The organism is Nocardia veterana NBRC 100344 (assembly GCF_000308855.1).
Classification (GTDB): Bacteria; Actinomycetota; Actinomycetes; order Mycobacteriales; family Mycobacteriaceae; genus Nocardia; species Nocardia veterana.
In genome coordinates, this window is record NZ_BAGM01000118.1 from 1 (window position 1) to 14551 (window position 14551).

Genomic DNA, 14551 nt, shown 5'->3' on the forward strand with positions numbered 1-14551 from the left:
CCAGCCTGGCCGCCGCCCTCGACAGCGGCCACGCCGCACCGCCACCCGCGGGCACCGGCTCGGTCCCGGCGCAATGGCTGAGCCGGGCCGAAGCCTACGTCGAGAAATTCGGTCTCGGCCGCGGCCGCGTCGAACCCGCCGGAGGCCCGGAATCCGCAGTGGCGCTGCGGTTTTCGCGCGACCTGGTATGGCGGCCCGCCGACGCGGTATGGGATGTGCTGACCGAGGGCGCCGCCCTGCACATCGGAGAACGGCCACCGGCGCGCGCGACCAACCCCGCCGTCGAACCGGACCCGATCAGCGAACTCGACGCGCCGCGGCTGCTCACCTACCCGGTGCGCCGCGCCGGCCGGCCCGCCGGCCGGGTCCGGTGGGAGATCGTCGCCGACCCACAGCTGGGCACCCGCGTCGACCTCACCCACACCCTGCCCCGCGACCTCGACACCCACCGCGCCGAACTGCTGGCCACCTGGCAGGTCCATCTGGAGCTGTTCTTCGCCGCCGTCCTGGGCGAGATCCGCTGCCCGTGGCCGCAGCAGCGGGTGGCGGCGCTGATCGACACCTACCGGTGAGCCGGGGCCCTACCCGTGGGCGGGCCGGGAACCATTCGACAAGCCAACTGAACAGTTAGCTGTATATCTCACCACCCCTGCTGATTACTTGACGGCCGGTAAGTTATCTCGTTAACCTGGCCGAACAGCACCCCACCGGCCGATACGCCGCGGGTGCGGGAAGGGTGGGGATGGACACCGTCAGCATTCTGTGGCCCGCGCCGCCCGAGCGCATCGCCGCCGTCGAGATCGCGGACCAGGCGCGCCGCGACCTCGAGATCGAGGCGGTGATCGCCGCCGTCATCGGCGACCGCGACGACTACCGGCTCGCTCCCCTGCTGCGCCGCCCGGTCCGCGACCCCGACACCATCCGATTCCGCCACCAGGTGTTCACTGATCTCGACGACGACGAGATCCGCGCAGCCGCAGAGGAATTCACTGTCGGCATGTGGCAGGTCCGGCACCGTCTACAGGTGGCCGCCGGCCTGTACCACCCGCACCAGCGCCACCGCTGGCAGCTCGATGCCGCAGCCGCCTACGTCGCGACGATCACCGCCCTGCACGCGGCGATCACCCGGCTCCCGCTGCGCTCACCCGCACTGCGCCGCTGGCGCGACCACCTCGGCAGCTACTGCGCCGGCCCCGCCGTGCGCGCGCTGATCCGCGACATCGACGCGATGCGCGCCGACCTCGCGCGGGTGCGCTACCGGGTGCGTCTGATCGACCGCAGCCTCGAGGTGAGCGCCGCCCGGCCGGCGCCCGACTACACCGCCACCGTGACCGAATTGCTGGCCCGCTTCGGCGCCGAGCAGCCCCGCACCACCCGCCCGGTCCCGCAGTGGCCGGATATGAATCACACGGAGGAACAGATCCTCGACCGCGTCGCCGACCGGTATCCGGAACCGTTCGCGCGACTGGCCGAATTCGCCCACCGCCACCGGGATTTCATCACCGCGCAGATCTCGGAATTCGATCGCGAGCTGCAGTTCTATCTGCGTTATCGGCGCTTCGCCCACCGCGCCGCCGGCGCGCACCGCGCCATCTGCCTGCCCACCCTCGCCACCGGAGGACAACCGATCCACGCCACCGCGGCCTTCGACTTCGCCCTGGCCGCGCGGACATCACAACCGTTGGTGTGCAACGACTTCCGGCTCACCGATCCGGAACGGATCCTGGTGGTGACCGGCCCCAATCAGGGCGGCAAAACCACCTTCGCGCGCACCGTCGGACAACTGATCTACTTCGCCGCGCTCGGCGGCCCGGTCCCGGCCCGCGCCGCGCAGCTGCCGCTCCCGGATCGCCTCTGCACCCATTTCGAACACGGCGAACGCGCCGACGACCCGGACGGGCGGCTGCTGACCGACCTCCGGGCCGTGCGCGCCATCCTCGATGCCGCGACCGCGGACACCGTGATCGTGCTCAACGAGAGTTTCAGCACCACCACCACCCACGACGGCGTCCGCATCGCCGCCGACGTCCTGCACCGCCTCACCCGCCGCGGTGTCCGCGGGGTCTGGGTGAGCTTCTTCGACGAACTGGCCGAGGCCGGACCCCAGGTGGTGTCGATGGTGGCGCTCACCGAGCCGCACGATCGCACCCGGCGCAGTTTCCGCATCGTGCGCCGCCCCGCCGACGGCAACGCCTACGCCACCGAACTGGCCGAACACTACGGCCTCGGCTACGACACCGTGCTGGCGAGGCTGGCCCGATGAAGGTTCGGCTGCTGCACCCCGACGGGGCCGAACCCACGCCGCCGAACCACGGTGACACCGTCGTCGCGGATCTGGGAATGCCCGCCCTGTTCGAGGCATTGGCGGACACCCCGCCCGGGGTGGTCGACGCGATCCGCGCCGCCCTCACCACCACCGCGGCCGACCCGGCGGTCATCGCCCACCGCCACGACGTCCTCACCGACAGCTGCGCCCGGCCGCGGCTGCTGCGCCAGATCCACGCCATCGCCGCCGCGGCGACCACGGTACGCCGCTGGCCCACCGGGAACAGGCGCCGCGCCCACGGCAAGCTGGTACTGGCCCTGACACCGTTCGCACACCAGCTGGATCTGCTGCGCCGGCTGCGCACGGTGCTCGACCGCGAAGCCCACCACCTCACCGCCGCCGGCTGGACCGACCTGATCGCGACCACACGGCAGTTCGACGACACCTACCTGGCGGCGGTGCACGAACACCTGCGCCTGCTGCGCTTCGACCGCGGCCTCGAGATCGAGGCCGGTCTCGGGGCCGGTAACAAGATCGCCGACATCGTCGTGCACGAGCCCCGCGCGCGGCGGCAGCGATTCGGATTCGCCCGCAGCGCAGACATTTTCGACACCGCCCACGACGGCGACGTCCACTCCGATCCCGTCGTCGCGCTGAAGGACACAGCCCTGGCCGCGCTCGCCGATGTCGTGGTCGCCGCCGCCGACGAACTGCACACCTTCTTCCTCCGGCTCCACGAGAGCACCGCGTTCTACCTCGGATGTCTCGCCCTGCGGGACCGGCTGGACCGCGCGGGCATCCCCTACTGCCTGCCCCGGCCGTACCCGGCCGGCGCGCTCCGGCTGCGATGCCGCGGATTGCGTGATCTCACCCTCGCCCTGGGAAGCGAACCGAATGCGGTGCAGGGCAACGACCTCGACGCCGACGGCCGGTCCCTGCTGGTGATCACCGGCGCCAACAACGGCGGCAAAACCACCTTCGCGCGCAGCCTCGGCGCCGCGCAGCTGATGATGCAGGCCGGAATGTTCGTGCTCGCCGAGGAATTCGCCGCCGACCTGCGCGACGGCGTCTTCAGCCAGTTCGTCGCCGACGAGGACCGCACCCTGTCCTACGGCAAGCTCGTCGACGAACTGGTCCGGATGAATGCCATGGTCGACCGGATCGGCCCGCACGGGCTGCTGCTGTGCAACGAGGCCTTCGCCTCCACCGGCGAACGCGACGCCACCCGGATCACCGCGCCGCTGCTGCGCGCTCTCACCGAGTCCGGCGTGAAGGTCGTCTTCGTCACCCACCTCTACGACTACGCCCGCGCCCGGCACGCCGACGCGCACCCGGGTGATCTGTTTCTGCGCGCCGAACGCACCGCCGAGGGCCGGCGCACGCACCGCGTCGTGCCCGGCGCGCCCGAACCCGGCGGCCACGGCGACGACATCTTCGCGCAGGTCTTCGGCAGCCCGCCGGTCACGCCGAGGGACGCAGGCTGCTCAACACCCTGATCGCGTCCGACAGCGGAATCATCCGGCCGGGTTGTTCGGACAGCAGACCCATCTCGATGTACTGGCGGATCAGCATCGACGGCGTGATGCCGTGCTCGGCGGCCGCCTCCCGGACTCGGTCGCGCAAATCCTTCGGCAGCTTCAGCGAGGTGGTCACCATGCCCCGCTCGACCTCCTCGCCCGTCGGCGGCAGCGCCGGCGCGGCGGCGGCATCGTCGAAGACCAGCCCGTCCACGATCGCCTGCGGGTCGGCGCCGGCCGCCGGTTCGAATGTCTCCTTGTCGGTCATCGGTTCGCCTCCCATGCGGTGTATTCCTCGAGCTGGTGCGGGCGCATCTGCGCGGCCATGAGGATCTCCCAGGTGTCGGTCGCCGCCGCCGGCACTCGCGGCGGCGACGGCAGCGGCCGCAACATCACCACCAGCGGACGACCCGCCTCGGTCCGCCCCCAGACAGTGGTGACCGGCAGCCCTTCGCGGGTGCGGGCCGGGCGTGCCCAGCGCCGCGACGAATACAGCACCTCCATCACCTCCCAGGGCGCCACCTCGGCGCGAGCCAGGAACGAGTGGATTCCGATCCACCATGCGTACTCCACGCAGCCACCATAATACCCGTGTATTACCGGCCCGGGCAGTGGTGACCACCCATCCGCCCGGGTCGGCCGATCACCAGATCAGGGTGCGGCCCGGAACCCGCACGCAGGCGAAGAAGCGCTTACCGATATCGCTGCCGTCGTGGTTGTAGGCGTTCATGATCTCGGCCAGCTCGTCGGCCAGTTCCTGCAGCGCCGGACTCGGATTGTCGATCCCGCAGTCACTGACCCATCCCCACTCGCGCGGGACGCCCTCGATGGTCACGATGATCTTGCCGACATACGGCGCATCGACCGAGTAGCTGATCTCCACCGGCGCATCGCGAATGGGCGAACGCTCGACGATCTCCGCACGATGCTGCGGCATACTGAAGATCTTCGCGAAAGCGATGTCCTGGCTGATCATCTCGGCGATGCTGGCCAGCGTGGCATGCCGGCCGACGCGATGGTAGCGGGGGCCGTAGTCGCGATCGCCGCGCTGCCCGGCGGTGGGATGTTTGGCCAGAATGCGGTCGAGCATCCGCTGCGCCGCCTCCCGTTCGGCCGCACCGGTCGCGGGATGGTCGATCAACTGGCGCAGCCGAGAAATCCTGGGGCTCAGGGCCGTTGACATCGTCGCGGTCCTCTCCTCGTCGTCACACGGCGGCAGCAGCCGCAGTTGTTCACCGCAACCGCATCGTCACGGCAGCGGATCGACCAACACCGCGCGGTCGATGCGCCGTAACATATCCGGCCGAGCGGTCAAACAGGGCCAATTGCGCGCGACCGCCTCACACGCGGCCTGTCCCGCGGCCACCAGCGCGTCGGCATCGGATCGACCGGCGAGCGCGGTCGCCACCCGCACCGCGGCTCCGGTGTCCAAACCGGTCACCACCGTGTGCGGCAACTCCAGCAGCACCGCGAGGATATCGAGCCGGTCGGAGCTGATCAGCGCCTGCCCGGCCGCGGCCACCGCGGCCGGAACGACGATCGTATGGCCGGCATTGGCCGTCGCCCACGCCACCGCATGCACATACGGCAGCCGCCGCGTCCAGCCGACCACCGCGGCGGTGTCGAACACCACGCCGCCGAGTGCGGCCGGGCTCACGCGGCGCCGGCGCTCGGACGATCCAGCTCATCCGCCGACAGCGGCGGCAACCCCTGCTGAGCGCGGGCCCGATTCACCAACTCCAACGGCGGCACACCACCGAAGGCCGACTCGATCGCATCCAGGGAGATATCGCGGTTCATCCGATCCCGCAAGGCGGCCGAGACATAGGCGGACAGGTTGTCGATGCGCCCGGCGGCCTTCCACCGCTCGAGGGTGGACACATCATCCTTCGGGACCGAGATCGTCACCTTCTTCGTCTCCGCCATACCATCAGCTTACGACAGTATGGCAAGCCCCCGACACCGGAGAGACCGCCGCCGCGCCCGACGCTCGCCACCACAGACGCGAACATCGTTGCGCGGCAACGCTATCGCCTCGGGGTCAGCGGCCGAAGACCGTCGCGTGCGCCTCCTGCAGCCCGGTGACCAGCTCCTTGGCCGACTGCTCGTCCAGCCCGGCGAACGCCGGCGCGATCAGTACGTCGGTCAGCGCCTCGGCCGCGGCCCAGCGTTCCCGCAGCGCGGCCGTCACCTCCGTGGCATCGACCCGATCGCCCCAGCCGAACAACCTCGCCTGAGTCGGGCCGTCCGCGCGCGGCGAGCCACCGATCAGCACCGCCTCGAACGGCGACAAGCCACTCGCCCGCACCGCCATCAGATGCAGCCCACCACGCAATTCGCGCAGACAGTGAATCAACTGCAGCACCCGCCCGGGCGCATCCGCGGCGAGCGGCATGGCGCGCCAGCCCGCGAACAGGCTCACCCCCGCCACCTCCGCGGCGTCGACGACCACCTGCAGCAACTCGGCCAGCCGCTCGGCGGACTCGAAGCCGGCCAGCTTACGGCGACCGAAATCCTGGCAGGCCGCCAGATATCCGGCCGCCGCCTCCGCCACCGGCATCGAGACCGATTCCCACGCCGCGCGCACGGTATCGGGCTGGAAGAACCCGAACGCCGCGGCCACCACATCGGCGTCGACCTCACCCAGCACACTGCCGCGCCCGCGGGTGTAGGGCCCGATGAACCCGTCCACTCCGGTGGCGGCACCGAACGCCTTCGCCTCCCGGGAGAACATGAACGCGCCCCCGATGTTCTGGATCTCGGACTTCACCGCGGCCGGCACCGACACGGCGGACCCCTTTCGACGAGAGCGGCCACGGCGGCCGCTCGGACACTCCGACAAATCGACCGCAGCCTATCTCGCTACGGTCCACTAACGCCAGCCCCTGACCGCAATCCGCCGACAACACCGAGCTAACCCACTGCACACACCCGCAGCACACCCGCCGCCGCGAAATCCCGTATAACGTAACGGTATCGGCACATTCCCGAATATTCATGGGAGGATTCACCTATCCTCGGGACCGGGCCCGGGTACCACGATCTCGAAGCGAGCGAGGATGACCGACAACCTCGGCGCGACCGCACCCGACCCCGGTGCCGACCGCGCCACCGCGACACAGGCCGCGCTGACGTCTCTCGTCGCCCGCTTCGCCCAACAATGGCAAATAGCCGGCAAACCACCCGACCTGTCCGCGCACCTCCCCGCCGAACCCACGCTGCGCCGCTCCGCACTCATCGAACTGATCAAAATCGACCTGCACGAACGCTGGCAACGCGACGCCGAAGCCCCACGCCTGGCCGACTACCGCGACCGCTTCCCCGAACTCGCCGCCGCACCCCTGCCCCCCGACCTCGTCTTCGAAGAGATCAACGCCCGCAGTCGCCGCCACGACCACACCGTCGACCTCCGCGAATACGAACAGGACTACCCCACCCAGATGGCCCGCATCACCGAACGATTCGAGGACCTACCGCCCTCGGCACCCGGACTGCGCACCACCATGCTCGCCGACCCCACCGCACTCGACGCCCTCGACACCATCAACCCCGGCGCCACCGTCGAGGACTTCGACCTGCTCCTCCCCCTCGGCCAAGGCGCCTTCGCCCGCGTCTTCCTCGCCCGCCAACGCTCCATGGGACGACTCGTCGCGGTCAAGATCTCCCACGACCGCGGCAGCGAACCACAAACCCTCGCCCAACTCGACCACGACCACATCGTCCGCGTCTTCGACCAGCGCCAGATCACCGACCAGCACCTCAAACTCATGTACATGCAGTACGTGCCCGGCGGCACCCTGCTCGGTGTCCTGCGCCTGCTGCGCCGCACCACCCCCGACCAACGCAACGGCCGACTCCTCCTGGAAGCCATCGACGCCGCCACCACCACCGGCGGCGTCCTCGAACCCCAACCCTCCCCCACCCGCACCGAACTCGCCCGCCTCACCTGGCCCGAAACCGTCGCCTGGCTCGGCAGCCGACTCGCCACCGCCCTCGACTACGCCAACCGCCGCGGCATCCTGCACCGCGACATCAAACCCGCCAACGTCCTGCTCACCGCCGACGGCCAACCCAAACTCGCCGACTTCAACATCAGCTTCAGCCGCCACCTCCCCGGCGCCAACCCCGTCGCCTACTTCGGCGGCTCCCTGCCCTACATGGCCCCCGAACAACTCGAGGCCTGCCACCCCGAATCGGCCACGACCGCAGCGGATCTGGATACCCGCGCCGACCTCTACGCCCTCGCCGTCGTGCTGTGGGAACTGCTCACCGGCCACATCCCCTTCGACGACGGCCACGACGCCGGCGAAACCGAAGAATCCCTGCAAGCCATGATCGACCGGCGCCGCAACCCCATCGCCCGCCGCTTCGAAGCCGACCTCCCACCCGACACCCCCGCACTCCTCCGCCACGCCCTGCTCACCTGCCTGTCCCCCGACCCCGACGACCGCTACACCAGCGGCGCCGAACTCGCCCAGCACCTCGACCTCAGCCAGGACCGCGCCGCCCGCGACCTCGTCGACCCACCCGCCAACAGCCTGCGCGCCCGCCTGCGCATGCGACCCATGCCCGTGGTCACCCTGTCCAGCCTGCTCGGCCATCTCCTCGCCGGGCTCTACCTCGGCTCCCACAACCTGCGACTCATCCGCGACGCGCTCGGCCTCGACGCCGCCCAGCAGATGATCCGCCTCGGCCTGCTCGTCATCCTCATCGCCTACCCCGTCGGCATCGCCGCACTCGTCTACTGGTGCCGCTCGGTCTTCGTCGTCCCCAACGGATTACGCCGCGGCCGGCAATTCGACGCCGCCACCCTGGCCCGCGCCCGCGCCGACACCCTCGCCTGCGGCGACCGCATCGCCATCGCCACCTTCGTGGGATGGCTTGCCGCACTGGGCATCTTCCTGATCAAACTGCACACCCTCGGCGGTCTACCGGCCGGACTCACCACCAGCCTCATCGCCAGCAACCTCGTCGCCGCCTGCGTCGCCGTCGTCTACACCTACTTCCCCGTCACCTACTTCGTCCTGCGCTGGTACTACCCGGGATTGGTCGCCGCCGGCACCACCACCCCCGCCGATGCCGCCATGCTGCGCCGCATGGTCCACCGCAGCCGCATCTACCTCGGCGTCGCCGCCTGCGTCCCACTCGTCGGCGTCCCCGCCGGACTGGTGTTCCTCACCCCCGACCAACAGCAAATCGTCATCGGCCCCATCGTCGGCCTCTGCGTCGGAGGCGTTTTCGCCTTCCTCATCACCCTGCGCACCTTCTACGCACTCGAATCCGACCTCAACGCCCTCGACCGCGTCCTCGACCCCCCATCCCACTCCTGACCGGCTACGGACGAACGACCAAGATCGGCTAACCTCGAGGCGGTGCTAGGACATTCACATGCGACCAGTGGTGCGCTCGCGTGGGCGGGAGCCGCTGCCGCGCTACCACTTTCGATTCTCACCTTCCCCGCCGCGCAGATCGGCCACCTCGGCACCGTCGACCTGCTGATGGGCACCTTCCTCACCGCCGGCGCCGCACTGCTCCCCGACGCCGACCACCCCAGCGGCACCATCTCGCATGCACTCGGTCCGATCACACACACCGCCTGCAAAATCATCTCCACCGTCTCCGGCGGACACCGCCACGCCACCCACTCCCTGGCCTTCGTCGCCGCCGTCGCCTACGGCACCTGGGCCGGCGAACACTGGATCGGCCGCTGGTTCACCCTCGGCCTGGTCTTCTTCCTGCTCGCCCTCGCCGTCCGCGCGCTGAACCTGTGCCCGCCCGGCGAAGGATTCCGCTCCTACGCCACCATCACCGTCCTCGCCGTCGCCGGCACCTTCGCCATGGACCAGTGGATCTCCGACAAACCGGCGTGGCTGCCGTTCTCCGTCGGACTCGGCGCGCTGGCCCACCTCATCGGCGACTGCCTCACCGACCGCGGCTGCCGGCTGTTCTGGCCCCTCGACATCCGCACCCGGATCCCGATCATCGACCGCACCGGCAACAAGGTCGAAACCTGGGTCATCTCACCGCTGTTCGTGCTCGGCACCCTCGCCGCGCTCTGGTACGTCATCACCCACCAGCCCTAACAGTGTCACCGCGTCGCGATCCGGGCTGCCCGGCTCGGCCTGGAACGCGACGAACCGCTGACCGTCCGGCGCCGTCAGAATCTCCGACGTCAACTCCATCCGCCCCACCGCCGGATGCCGGAACATCCGGCGCGTGCCGCGCTTGGTCCGCACATCGTAATGCGCCCACAGCGCCGCGAAATCCGCACTCGCCGCACACAATTCACCCGTCAGCGCGGCCAGCTCACCCGGATGCGAACCCGCACCTTGCACGACCCGCAGATGGGCCACACAATCGCGCGCCATGCCCGTCCAGTCCTCGAACACCGTACGCGCCGCCGGGTGCGTGAACACATACCGGATCAGGTTGCGCCGCACCGGCTCCCACTGCTCGATACCCCACAGCAGCCGCAACCCCTCCGGATTCGCGGCCAGCAGATTGCTCACCTGATCGAGGACGAAAGCCGGTGTCGGACGCACCGATTCGAGCAGCGACACCAGCCCCGCACCCGCCCGTTCGATCGGCGCCGACGCCGCCGGCGTCCGCGCACCCGCCAACCGCGCCACCTGCTCCAGATGCGCCGCCTCCTCCGCATCCAGCAGCAGCGCCGACGCCAGCGCCGCCAGCACCTCCCGGCTCGGATTCCGATCGCGCCCCTGCTCCAACCGGATGTAGTAGTCGACGCTCAGCCCCGCCAACGCCGCCACTTCCTCCCGACGCAGCCCCGCCGTCTGCCGCCGCCGCGTGCCCGGCGGCAAACCCACCTGCGACGGTTGCAGCCGCGCACGGCGGGCACGCAGGAAATCCCCCAGGGCACGACGATCACTCACACATCCAGTGTGCCCGCTCCCACGCCGTCGCGGGGTGGCCCTGCCGGGACCAGGCCACAGCCGGTCTCCCCACCGCCGCCGCGCAGCCGCACCGTAAAACCATGACCGACAACACCGACCAGGTCCGAACCCTCGTCATCGGCGGCAGCTCCGGCATGGGCTACGCCCTCGCCGAACGGCTCCTCGCCGCCGGCCACCACGTCGACATCGCCGCCCGGGACGAACGCGGGCTCGCCGACGCCGCCGAGCGCCTGGGCCGCGAGCGGGTACGCACCCATCGCGTCGACATCGCCCGAGAACAGTCCGTCGCCGCCCTGTTCGACGTCGTGGGGCCCCTCGATCATGTCGTCGTCACCGCCGCCGACATGCGCCACGGCTACGGCGCCCTCACCGAACTGCCCACCACCGACGCCCGCACCGTCTTCGACATCAAGATCCTCGGCCCCTGGCTGGTCGCCAAGTACGCGGCCGAACAGCTGCGCGGCTCACTGACCCTCACCTCCGGGATCGCCGCCTACCGGCCCGCACCCGGCGGTTCCGTCGTCGCCACGGCCAATGCCGCCCTGGAAGGCATGGTCCGCGCACTCGCCCTCGAACTGGCGCCGATCCGGGTCAACGCCGTCTCCCCCGGATGGGTGGACACCCCCATCTGGGACGAATTCGCCGGCGCGGACAAACATCACCGGCTCGCCGCCATGGCCGAACGCCTGCCCGCCGGCCGGGTCGGCCGGCCCGCCGATATCGCGGCCGCGTTCCACGCCGTCATCGACAACGAATTCATCACCGGAACGGTCCTGCACGTCGAGGGCGGCCACCGCCTCGTCTGACGTCAGGGCACACGCACCCGAAAAACGCACAAAGCCCCGCATCCGGCGCGGAAACTCGGCGCCGAATCCGGGGCGGGTGCGCGACGGCGGGTCAGGCCACCGACGCGGACACGATGGTGATCGGCTCCACCGGCACATCCTGATGGCCGGCCTTCGAACCGGTACGCACGCCCTCGATTGCGTCGACGACGGCACTGCCGTCCACCACCCGACCGAACACCGCGTAGCCCCAACCGTCCTGGCCCGGGTAGTTCAAGAAGTCGTTGTCGGCAGTATTGATGAAGAACTGCGCCGACGCCGAATGGGGGTCCGACGTACGCGCCATCGCAACGGTGTACTTGTCGTTGCGCAGACCGTTCTTGGCCTCGTTCTGCACCCGGTTGGGCGCATGCTTCTGCTGCATATCGGCGGTCAGCCCGCCGCCCTGCACCATGAAGCCCGGAATCACGCGGTGGAAGATCGTGCCCTCGTAATGACCGGACTTCACGTAGTCCACGAAGTTGGCAACCGTCTGCGGCGCCTTCTCCTCGTCGAGTTCGAGGGTGATGTCCCCGGCTGATGTGTTGAGCAACACTGTGGTCATCCGGCCATCGTATGGCAGCCGCCTACACCCATCGGACCCCCCTCACCCGTCCAGCGGCGACTGCTTCGTCGTCGGGGCTTTTGAGCTTGTCGTGAGTGGTGTCGAGGATGGGAGACGCGGGCATAGGCGAGACACATGTTTAGATGCGCATATCTCCATTTCCCCCTGAACGAGTCGCTCAGGATTCGAGCGCCGAGCCCTTCCCGCTCACGCTTCGTAGAGCTCGATCGGCAGGTCGTCCGGATCGAAGAAGAAACCGAAACGGCGGCCGGTGAATTCGTCGATGCGGGTCTCCTCGATCGGTACTCCCCTCCCCCACAGTTCCGCCAGGGCCGCGGCGACATCATCGACAGCGAATGCCAGATGCCGTAACCCGCACGCCTCCGGCCGTGACGGCCGCGCCGGCGGGTCCGGGAACGAGAACAACTCCAGCTGCGCCCCGTCCGGCAGCGCCAGATCGAGTTTGTAGGAACGCCGCTCGGCCCGATAGTGCTCGGCCAGCACCCGCAATCCCAGCACCTCGGTATAGAACACCTTCGACCGCGCATAGTCCGACGCGATGATCGCCACGTGGTGAATCCGCCGCAACTCCATCGCCCGACGGTATCGCCTCTCCCCTGCTGCTGTTCAGCAGCGGGGCGGCGTGTGGCGCCGCTCCAGGACGCCTCACCAACTAATGCGTAGATGCGCATAATGTCATACCGGTATCCTTAAATTTTCCGCGCAGCCGTCAACGCGAGTGACTCCCGAAGGGTCCATTTACGAGGAGCCGGCGAGCGCCTTCTCCGCAGCCCGGACGGCCTGCTCCCGGTATCCCGCACCGAACAGAACGACGTGCACGAGCAGCGGATACAGCTGATGCAGCGCCACTCGCTCCTCCGCTCCGGGCGCCGGTGGAAAACGCTCTCGATACGCTCCGAGAATGCGATCGAGATGCGGCGCGCCGAACAGTCGGAGCATGGCCAGATCGGTCTCGCGATGACCGCCGTGGGCTGCCGGGTCGACGAGCCGGACGCCCGACTCGGTCCACAGCACATTGCCCGACCACAGGTCACCGTGGATCCGGCAGGCCGGTTCCGGCGGTCCGGCCAGCTCGCCGATCCCGGCGATGACGCGCTCGACGAGCCGGATTCCCCTGCGCCCCAAGTGCGCTGCGGCGGCGGGAAGTAGCGGAAGCAGGCGGTGGCGGGCATACCACGAGCCCCACTCCCCCGCGACCATCGTGTTGTCCTGCGGCAGTGTGGCGATACATCCCGCCCAGGGTGCGCCGTAGCGATCGACGGCATGGGTGTGGAGTTCGGCGAGCGCGACACCGAAGCGTTCGGCGGCGGCGCGGGTGGGCGGCACCGAATCCGCCCACGGCAGTACCAGCGTTCGATCGTCGGCGGCCAGCACCGGCGGTACGAGATCGGCGGCGTCGGCCTCGCGCAGCCAGCGCAGTCCGTCGGCCTCGGCACGAAAGGCGCGCAGTGTCACCGAATCCGATTCGCCCGCGGCTCTTTTCACGAAGACCGCGCGGCCGTCGGCGAGTACGGCCCGATGCAGGGTCCAGGCGTGCCCGGTGCCGACGCGGCTCTGCGTCACCACCGCCGCGCCCAGCATCGAGGCCAGATACGGCGCGAGATCCGGCGCGCTCACGACCCGTACACCGTCTGCCAGATCGCACGGCCCAGCGCCCGCGCCAACTGCTCGTCGCCGACCGGATTTCCGGTCGCGAAGGTGAAGTCGATCGCGCGCTCGACCATGCAGGTCAGGGCGATAGCGGTGGCGTCGACCTCGAGGTCGGCGGGGACGCGGCCCGCAGCCCGCTCCCGGTCCAGCCGCAGGCGGACCAGTTCGGTGAAGCGCCGCACCCGATCCTGCCAGTAGCGCCCTACGTCGCGGTCGTATCCGGCCACCTCGGTCAGTGCGCGCAGCACCCGATGATGCGCCCGGGTGCCGGCGATCATCAGCCGCATCGCGGCGACGACGCCGTCCTCACCGTCGAGATGGTCTGCGGCCCACCATTGTTCGGCCGTGCGGAACTGCTCGTCGGTGGCAAGGTCCGCCATCCGGATCAGCAACCGGCTCTTGTCCGGGAAATAGCGGTAGAAGGTCGAGCGGGCGATCTCGGCCTCGGTGGCGATCCGGGCCACCGGCAGTTCGGTATAGGTCACCCCGGTATCCAGCAGTCGGTCCACGGCCGCGAGCACGCGCCGCTCCACCGCCTCGCGCCGCTCGTCCCGCTGCCGGGACCGGGAGCCGGGGCGGGTCAGCGAGGCCATGCCGGGGTTTCGTGGAGGTCGGCCATGCGCACATTGTGGCCCATCGACCACCGCAGCGCCGATGACGAGCCCGCACCCCGCGGGTCGTGGCGCGCAGCGGGAAGAAATTCGAGCCACCCATTGACAATGTGAGGCGAGTCACTTCATTCTCTCAATAGGACACAGTGTCCGAACAGAGTGACCCGGAAGGGCGGCGCCGAT

General features: G+C 69.6%; 17 protein-coding genes. 6 read left to right on the top strand and 11 right to left on the bottom strand.

Features of this window, described 5'->3' with window-relative positions; all coding sequences use genetic code 11:
• From ON37_RS22735 to ON37_RS22745, 3 genes are all read left to right on the top strand, one after another.
• Positions 1-572, top strand: a 572-nt coding sequence (locus ON37_RS22735; RefSeq protein ID WP_479687407.1) for an SRPBCC family protein, incomplete at its 5' end; no start/stop codon positions are given.
• A gap of 170 nt (positions 573-742) precedes the next feature.
• Positions 743-2263, top strand: a complete 1521-nt coding sequence (locus ON37_RS22740; RefSeq protein WP_040722136.1) for a MutS-related protein — start codon at positions 743-745, stop codon at positions 2261-2263.
• Positions 2260-3762, top strand: a complete 1503-nt coding sequence (locus tag ON37_RS22745) for a MutS-related protein (protein ID WP_051031933.1) — start codon at positions 2260-2262, stop codon at positions 3760-3762. Before ON37_RS22740 ends, ON37_RS22745 begins: the two co-directional genes overlap by 4 nt.
• Here the strand turns inward: ON37_RS22745 and ON37_RS22750 are convergent.
• The 6 genes from ON37_RS22750 to ON37_RS22775 all read right to left on the bottom strand — a co-directional run bounded on the left by ON37_RS22750 (position 3728) and on the right by ON37_RS22775 (position 6571).
• A complete protein-coding gene (locus tag ON37_RS22750) occupies positions 3728-4051 on the bottom strand; it encodes a ribbon-helix-helix domain-containing protein (RefSeq protein ID WP_157171552.1) in 324 nt (107 codons plus the stop codon). The genes ON37_RS22745 and ON37_RS22750 overlap by 35 nt on opposite strands.
• A complete protein-coding gene (locus ON37_RS22755; RefSeq protein ID WP_051031934.1) occupies positions 4048-4356 on the bottom strand; it encodes a hypothetical protein in 309 nt (102 codons plus the stop codon). Before ON37_RS22755 ends, ON37_RS22750 begins: the two co-directional genes overlap by 4 nt.
• 70 nt (positions 4357-4426) lie before the next feature.
• A complete protein-coding gene (locus tag ON37_RS22760) occupies positions 4427-4966 on the bottom strand; it encodes a hypothetical protein (RefSeq protein ID WP_040722139.1) in 540 nt (179 codons plus the stop codon).
• A 66-nt stretch (positions 4967-5032) separates the two neighbouring features.
• The gene (locus tag ON37_RS22765; RefSeq protein ID WP_040722141.1) at positions 5033-5440 is read right to left on the bottom strand and encodes a hypothetical protein; all 408 of its coding nucleotides are present in this window, start codon (positions 5438-5440) and stop codon (positions 5033-5035) included.
• Positions 5437-5709 carry a hypothetical protein gene (locus tag ON37_RS22770; RefSeq protein WP_040722143.1) on the bottom strand — a complete coding sequence of 91 codons (273 nt, stop codon included), beginning with the start codon at positions 5707-5709 and terminating at the stop codon, positions 5437-5439. The genes ON37_RS22765 and ON37_RS22770 overlap by 4 nt, the downstream gene beginning before the upstream one ends.
• 115 nt (positions 5710-5824) lie before the next feature.
• Positions 5825-6571, bottom strand: coding sequence for an SCO6745 family protein (locus ON37_RS22775; protein WP_040722145.1), 747 nt, complete (start codon positions 6569-6571; stop codon positions 5825-5827).
• A 271-nt stretch (positions 6572-6842) separates the two neighbouring features.
• Here ON37_RS22775 and ON37_RS22780 point away from each other — a divergent pair, with 271 nt between their 5' ends.
• Both ON37_RS22780 and ON37_RS22785 read left to right on the top strand, forming a co-directional pair.
• Complete coding sequence (locus tag ON37_RS22780) at positions 6843-9113, top strand: serine/threonine-protein kinase (RefSeq protein WP_051031935.1); 2271 nt, start codon at positions 6843-6845, stop codon at positions 9111-9113.
• Between the two features lie 42 nt (positions 9114-9155).
• Positions 9156-9866, top strand: a complete 711-nt coding sequence (locus ON37_RS22785) for a metal-dependent hydrolase (RefSeq protein WP_040722147.1) — start codon at positions 9156-9158, stop codon at positions 9864-9866.
• On the opposite strand, the gene ON37_RS22790 is transcribed toward ON37_RS22785, so the two are convergent.
• Positions 9804-10676, bottom strand: a complete 873-nt coding sequence (locus tag ON37_RS22790; RefSeq protein ID WP_040722148.1) for a helix-turn-helix domain-containing protein — start codon at positions 10674-10676, stop codon at positions 9804-9806. The two genes, ON37_RS22785 and ON37_RS22790, sit on opposite strands and share 63 nt — an antisense overlap.
• Before the next feature lie 101 nt (positions 10677-10777).
• Between ON37_RS22790 and ON37_RS22795 the strand changes: the two genes are divergently transcribed.
• Positions 10778-11503, top strand: a complete 726-nt coding sequence (locus ON37_RS22795; protein WP_040722150.1) for an SDR family oxidoreductase — start codon at positions 10778-10780, stop codon at positions 11501-11503.
• A 91-nt stretch (positions 11504-11594) separates the two neighbouring features.
• Here ON37_RS22795 and ON37_RS22800 read toward each other — a convergent pair whose 3' ends face one another.
• From ON37_RS22800 to ON37_RS22815, 4 genes are all read right to left on the bottom strand, one after another.
• Positions 11595-12086 (bottom strand): peptidylprolyl isomerase, encoded by a 492-nt coding sequence (locus ON37_RS22800; protein WP_040722152.1) that lies wholly within the window; start codon positions 12084-12086, stop codon positions 11595-11597.
• A gap of 207 nt (positions 12087-12293) precedes the next feature.
• Positions 12294-12680, bottom strand: a complete 387-nt coding sequence (gloA2, locus tag ON37_RS22805; protein ID WP_040722154.1) for an SMU1112c/YaeR family gloxylase I-like metalloprotein — start codon at positions 12678-12680, stop codon at positions 12294-12296.
• 165 nt (positions 12681-12845) lie between these two features.
• Positions 12846-13724 (bottom strand): fructosamine kinase family protein, encoded by an 879-nt coding sequence (locus ON37_RS22810; protein ID WP_245553371.1) that lies wholly within the window; start codon positions 13722-13724, stop codon positions 12846-12848.
• The gene (locus tag ON37_RS22815; protein WP_040722156.1) at positions 13721-14350 is read right to left on the bottom strand and encodes a TetR/AcrR family transcriptional regulator; all 630 of its coding nucleotides are present in this window, start codon (positions 14348-14350) and stop codon (positions 13721-13723) included. Before ON37_RS22815 ends, ON37_RS22810 begins: the two co-directional genes overlap by 4 nt.
• Positions 14351-14551: the final 201 nt, after the last annotated feature.

What these genes read in the sequence shown, in the direction of transcription:
- ON37_RS22740 (WP_040722136.1), top strand. Translation starts at nt 743, where the DNA reads ATGGACACCGTCAGCATTCTGTGGCCCGCGCCGCCCGAGCGCATCGCC.
- ON37_RS22745 (WP_051031933.1), top strand. Translation starts at nt 2,260, where the DNA reads ATGAAGGTTCGGCTGCTGCACCCCGACGGGGCCGAACCCACGCCGCCG.
- ON37_RS22750 (WP_157171552.1), bottom strand. Translation starts at nt 4,051, where the DNA reads ATGACCGACAAGGAGACATTCGAACCGGCGGCCGGCGCCGACCCGCAG.
- ON37_RS22760 (WP_040722139.1), bottom strand. Translation starts at nt 4,966, where the DNA reads ATGTCAACGGCCCTGAGCCCCAGGATTTCTCGGCTGCGCCAGTTGATC.
- ON37_RS22770 (WP_040722143.1), bottom strand. Translation starts at nt 5,709, where the DNA reads ATGGCGGAGACGAAGAAGGTGACGATCTCGGTCCCGAAGGATGATGTG.
- ON37_RS22780 (WP_051031935.1), top strand. Translation starts at nt 6,843, where the DNA reads ATGACCGACAACCTCGGCGCGACCGCACCCGACCCCGGTGCCGACCGC.
- ON37_RS22795 (WP_040722150.1), top strand. Translation starts at nt 10,778, where the DNA reads ATGACCGACAACACCGACCAGGTCCGAACCCTCGTCATCGGCGGCAGC.
- ON37_RS22800 (WP_040722152.1), bottom strand. Translation starts at nt 12,086, where the DNA reads ATGACCACAGTGTTGCTCAACACATCAGCCGGGGACATCACCCTCGAA.
- gloA2 (WP_040722154.1), bottom strand. Translation starts at nt 12,680, where the DNA reads ATGGAGTTGCGGCGGATTCACCACGTGGCGATCATCGCGTCGGACTAT.
- ON37_RS22815 (WP_040722156.1), bottom strand. Translation starts at nt 14,350, where the DNA reads ATGGCCTCGCTGACCCGCCCCGGCTCCCGGTCCCGGCAGCGGGACGAG.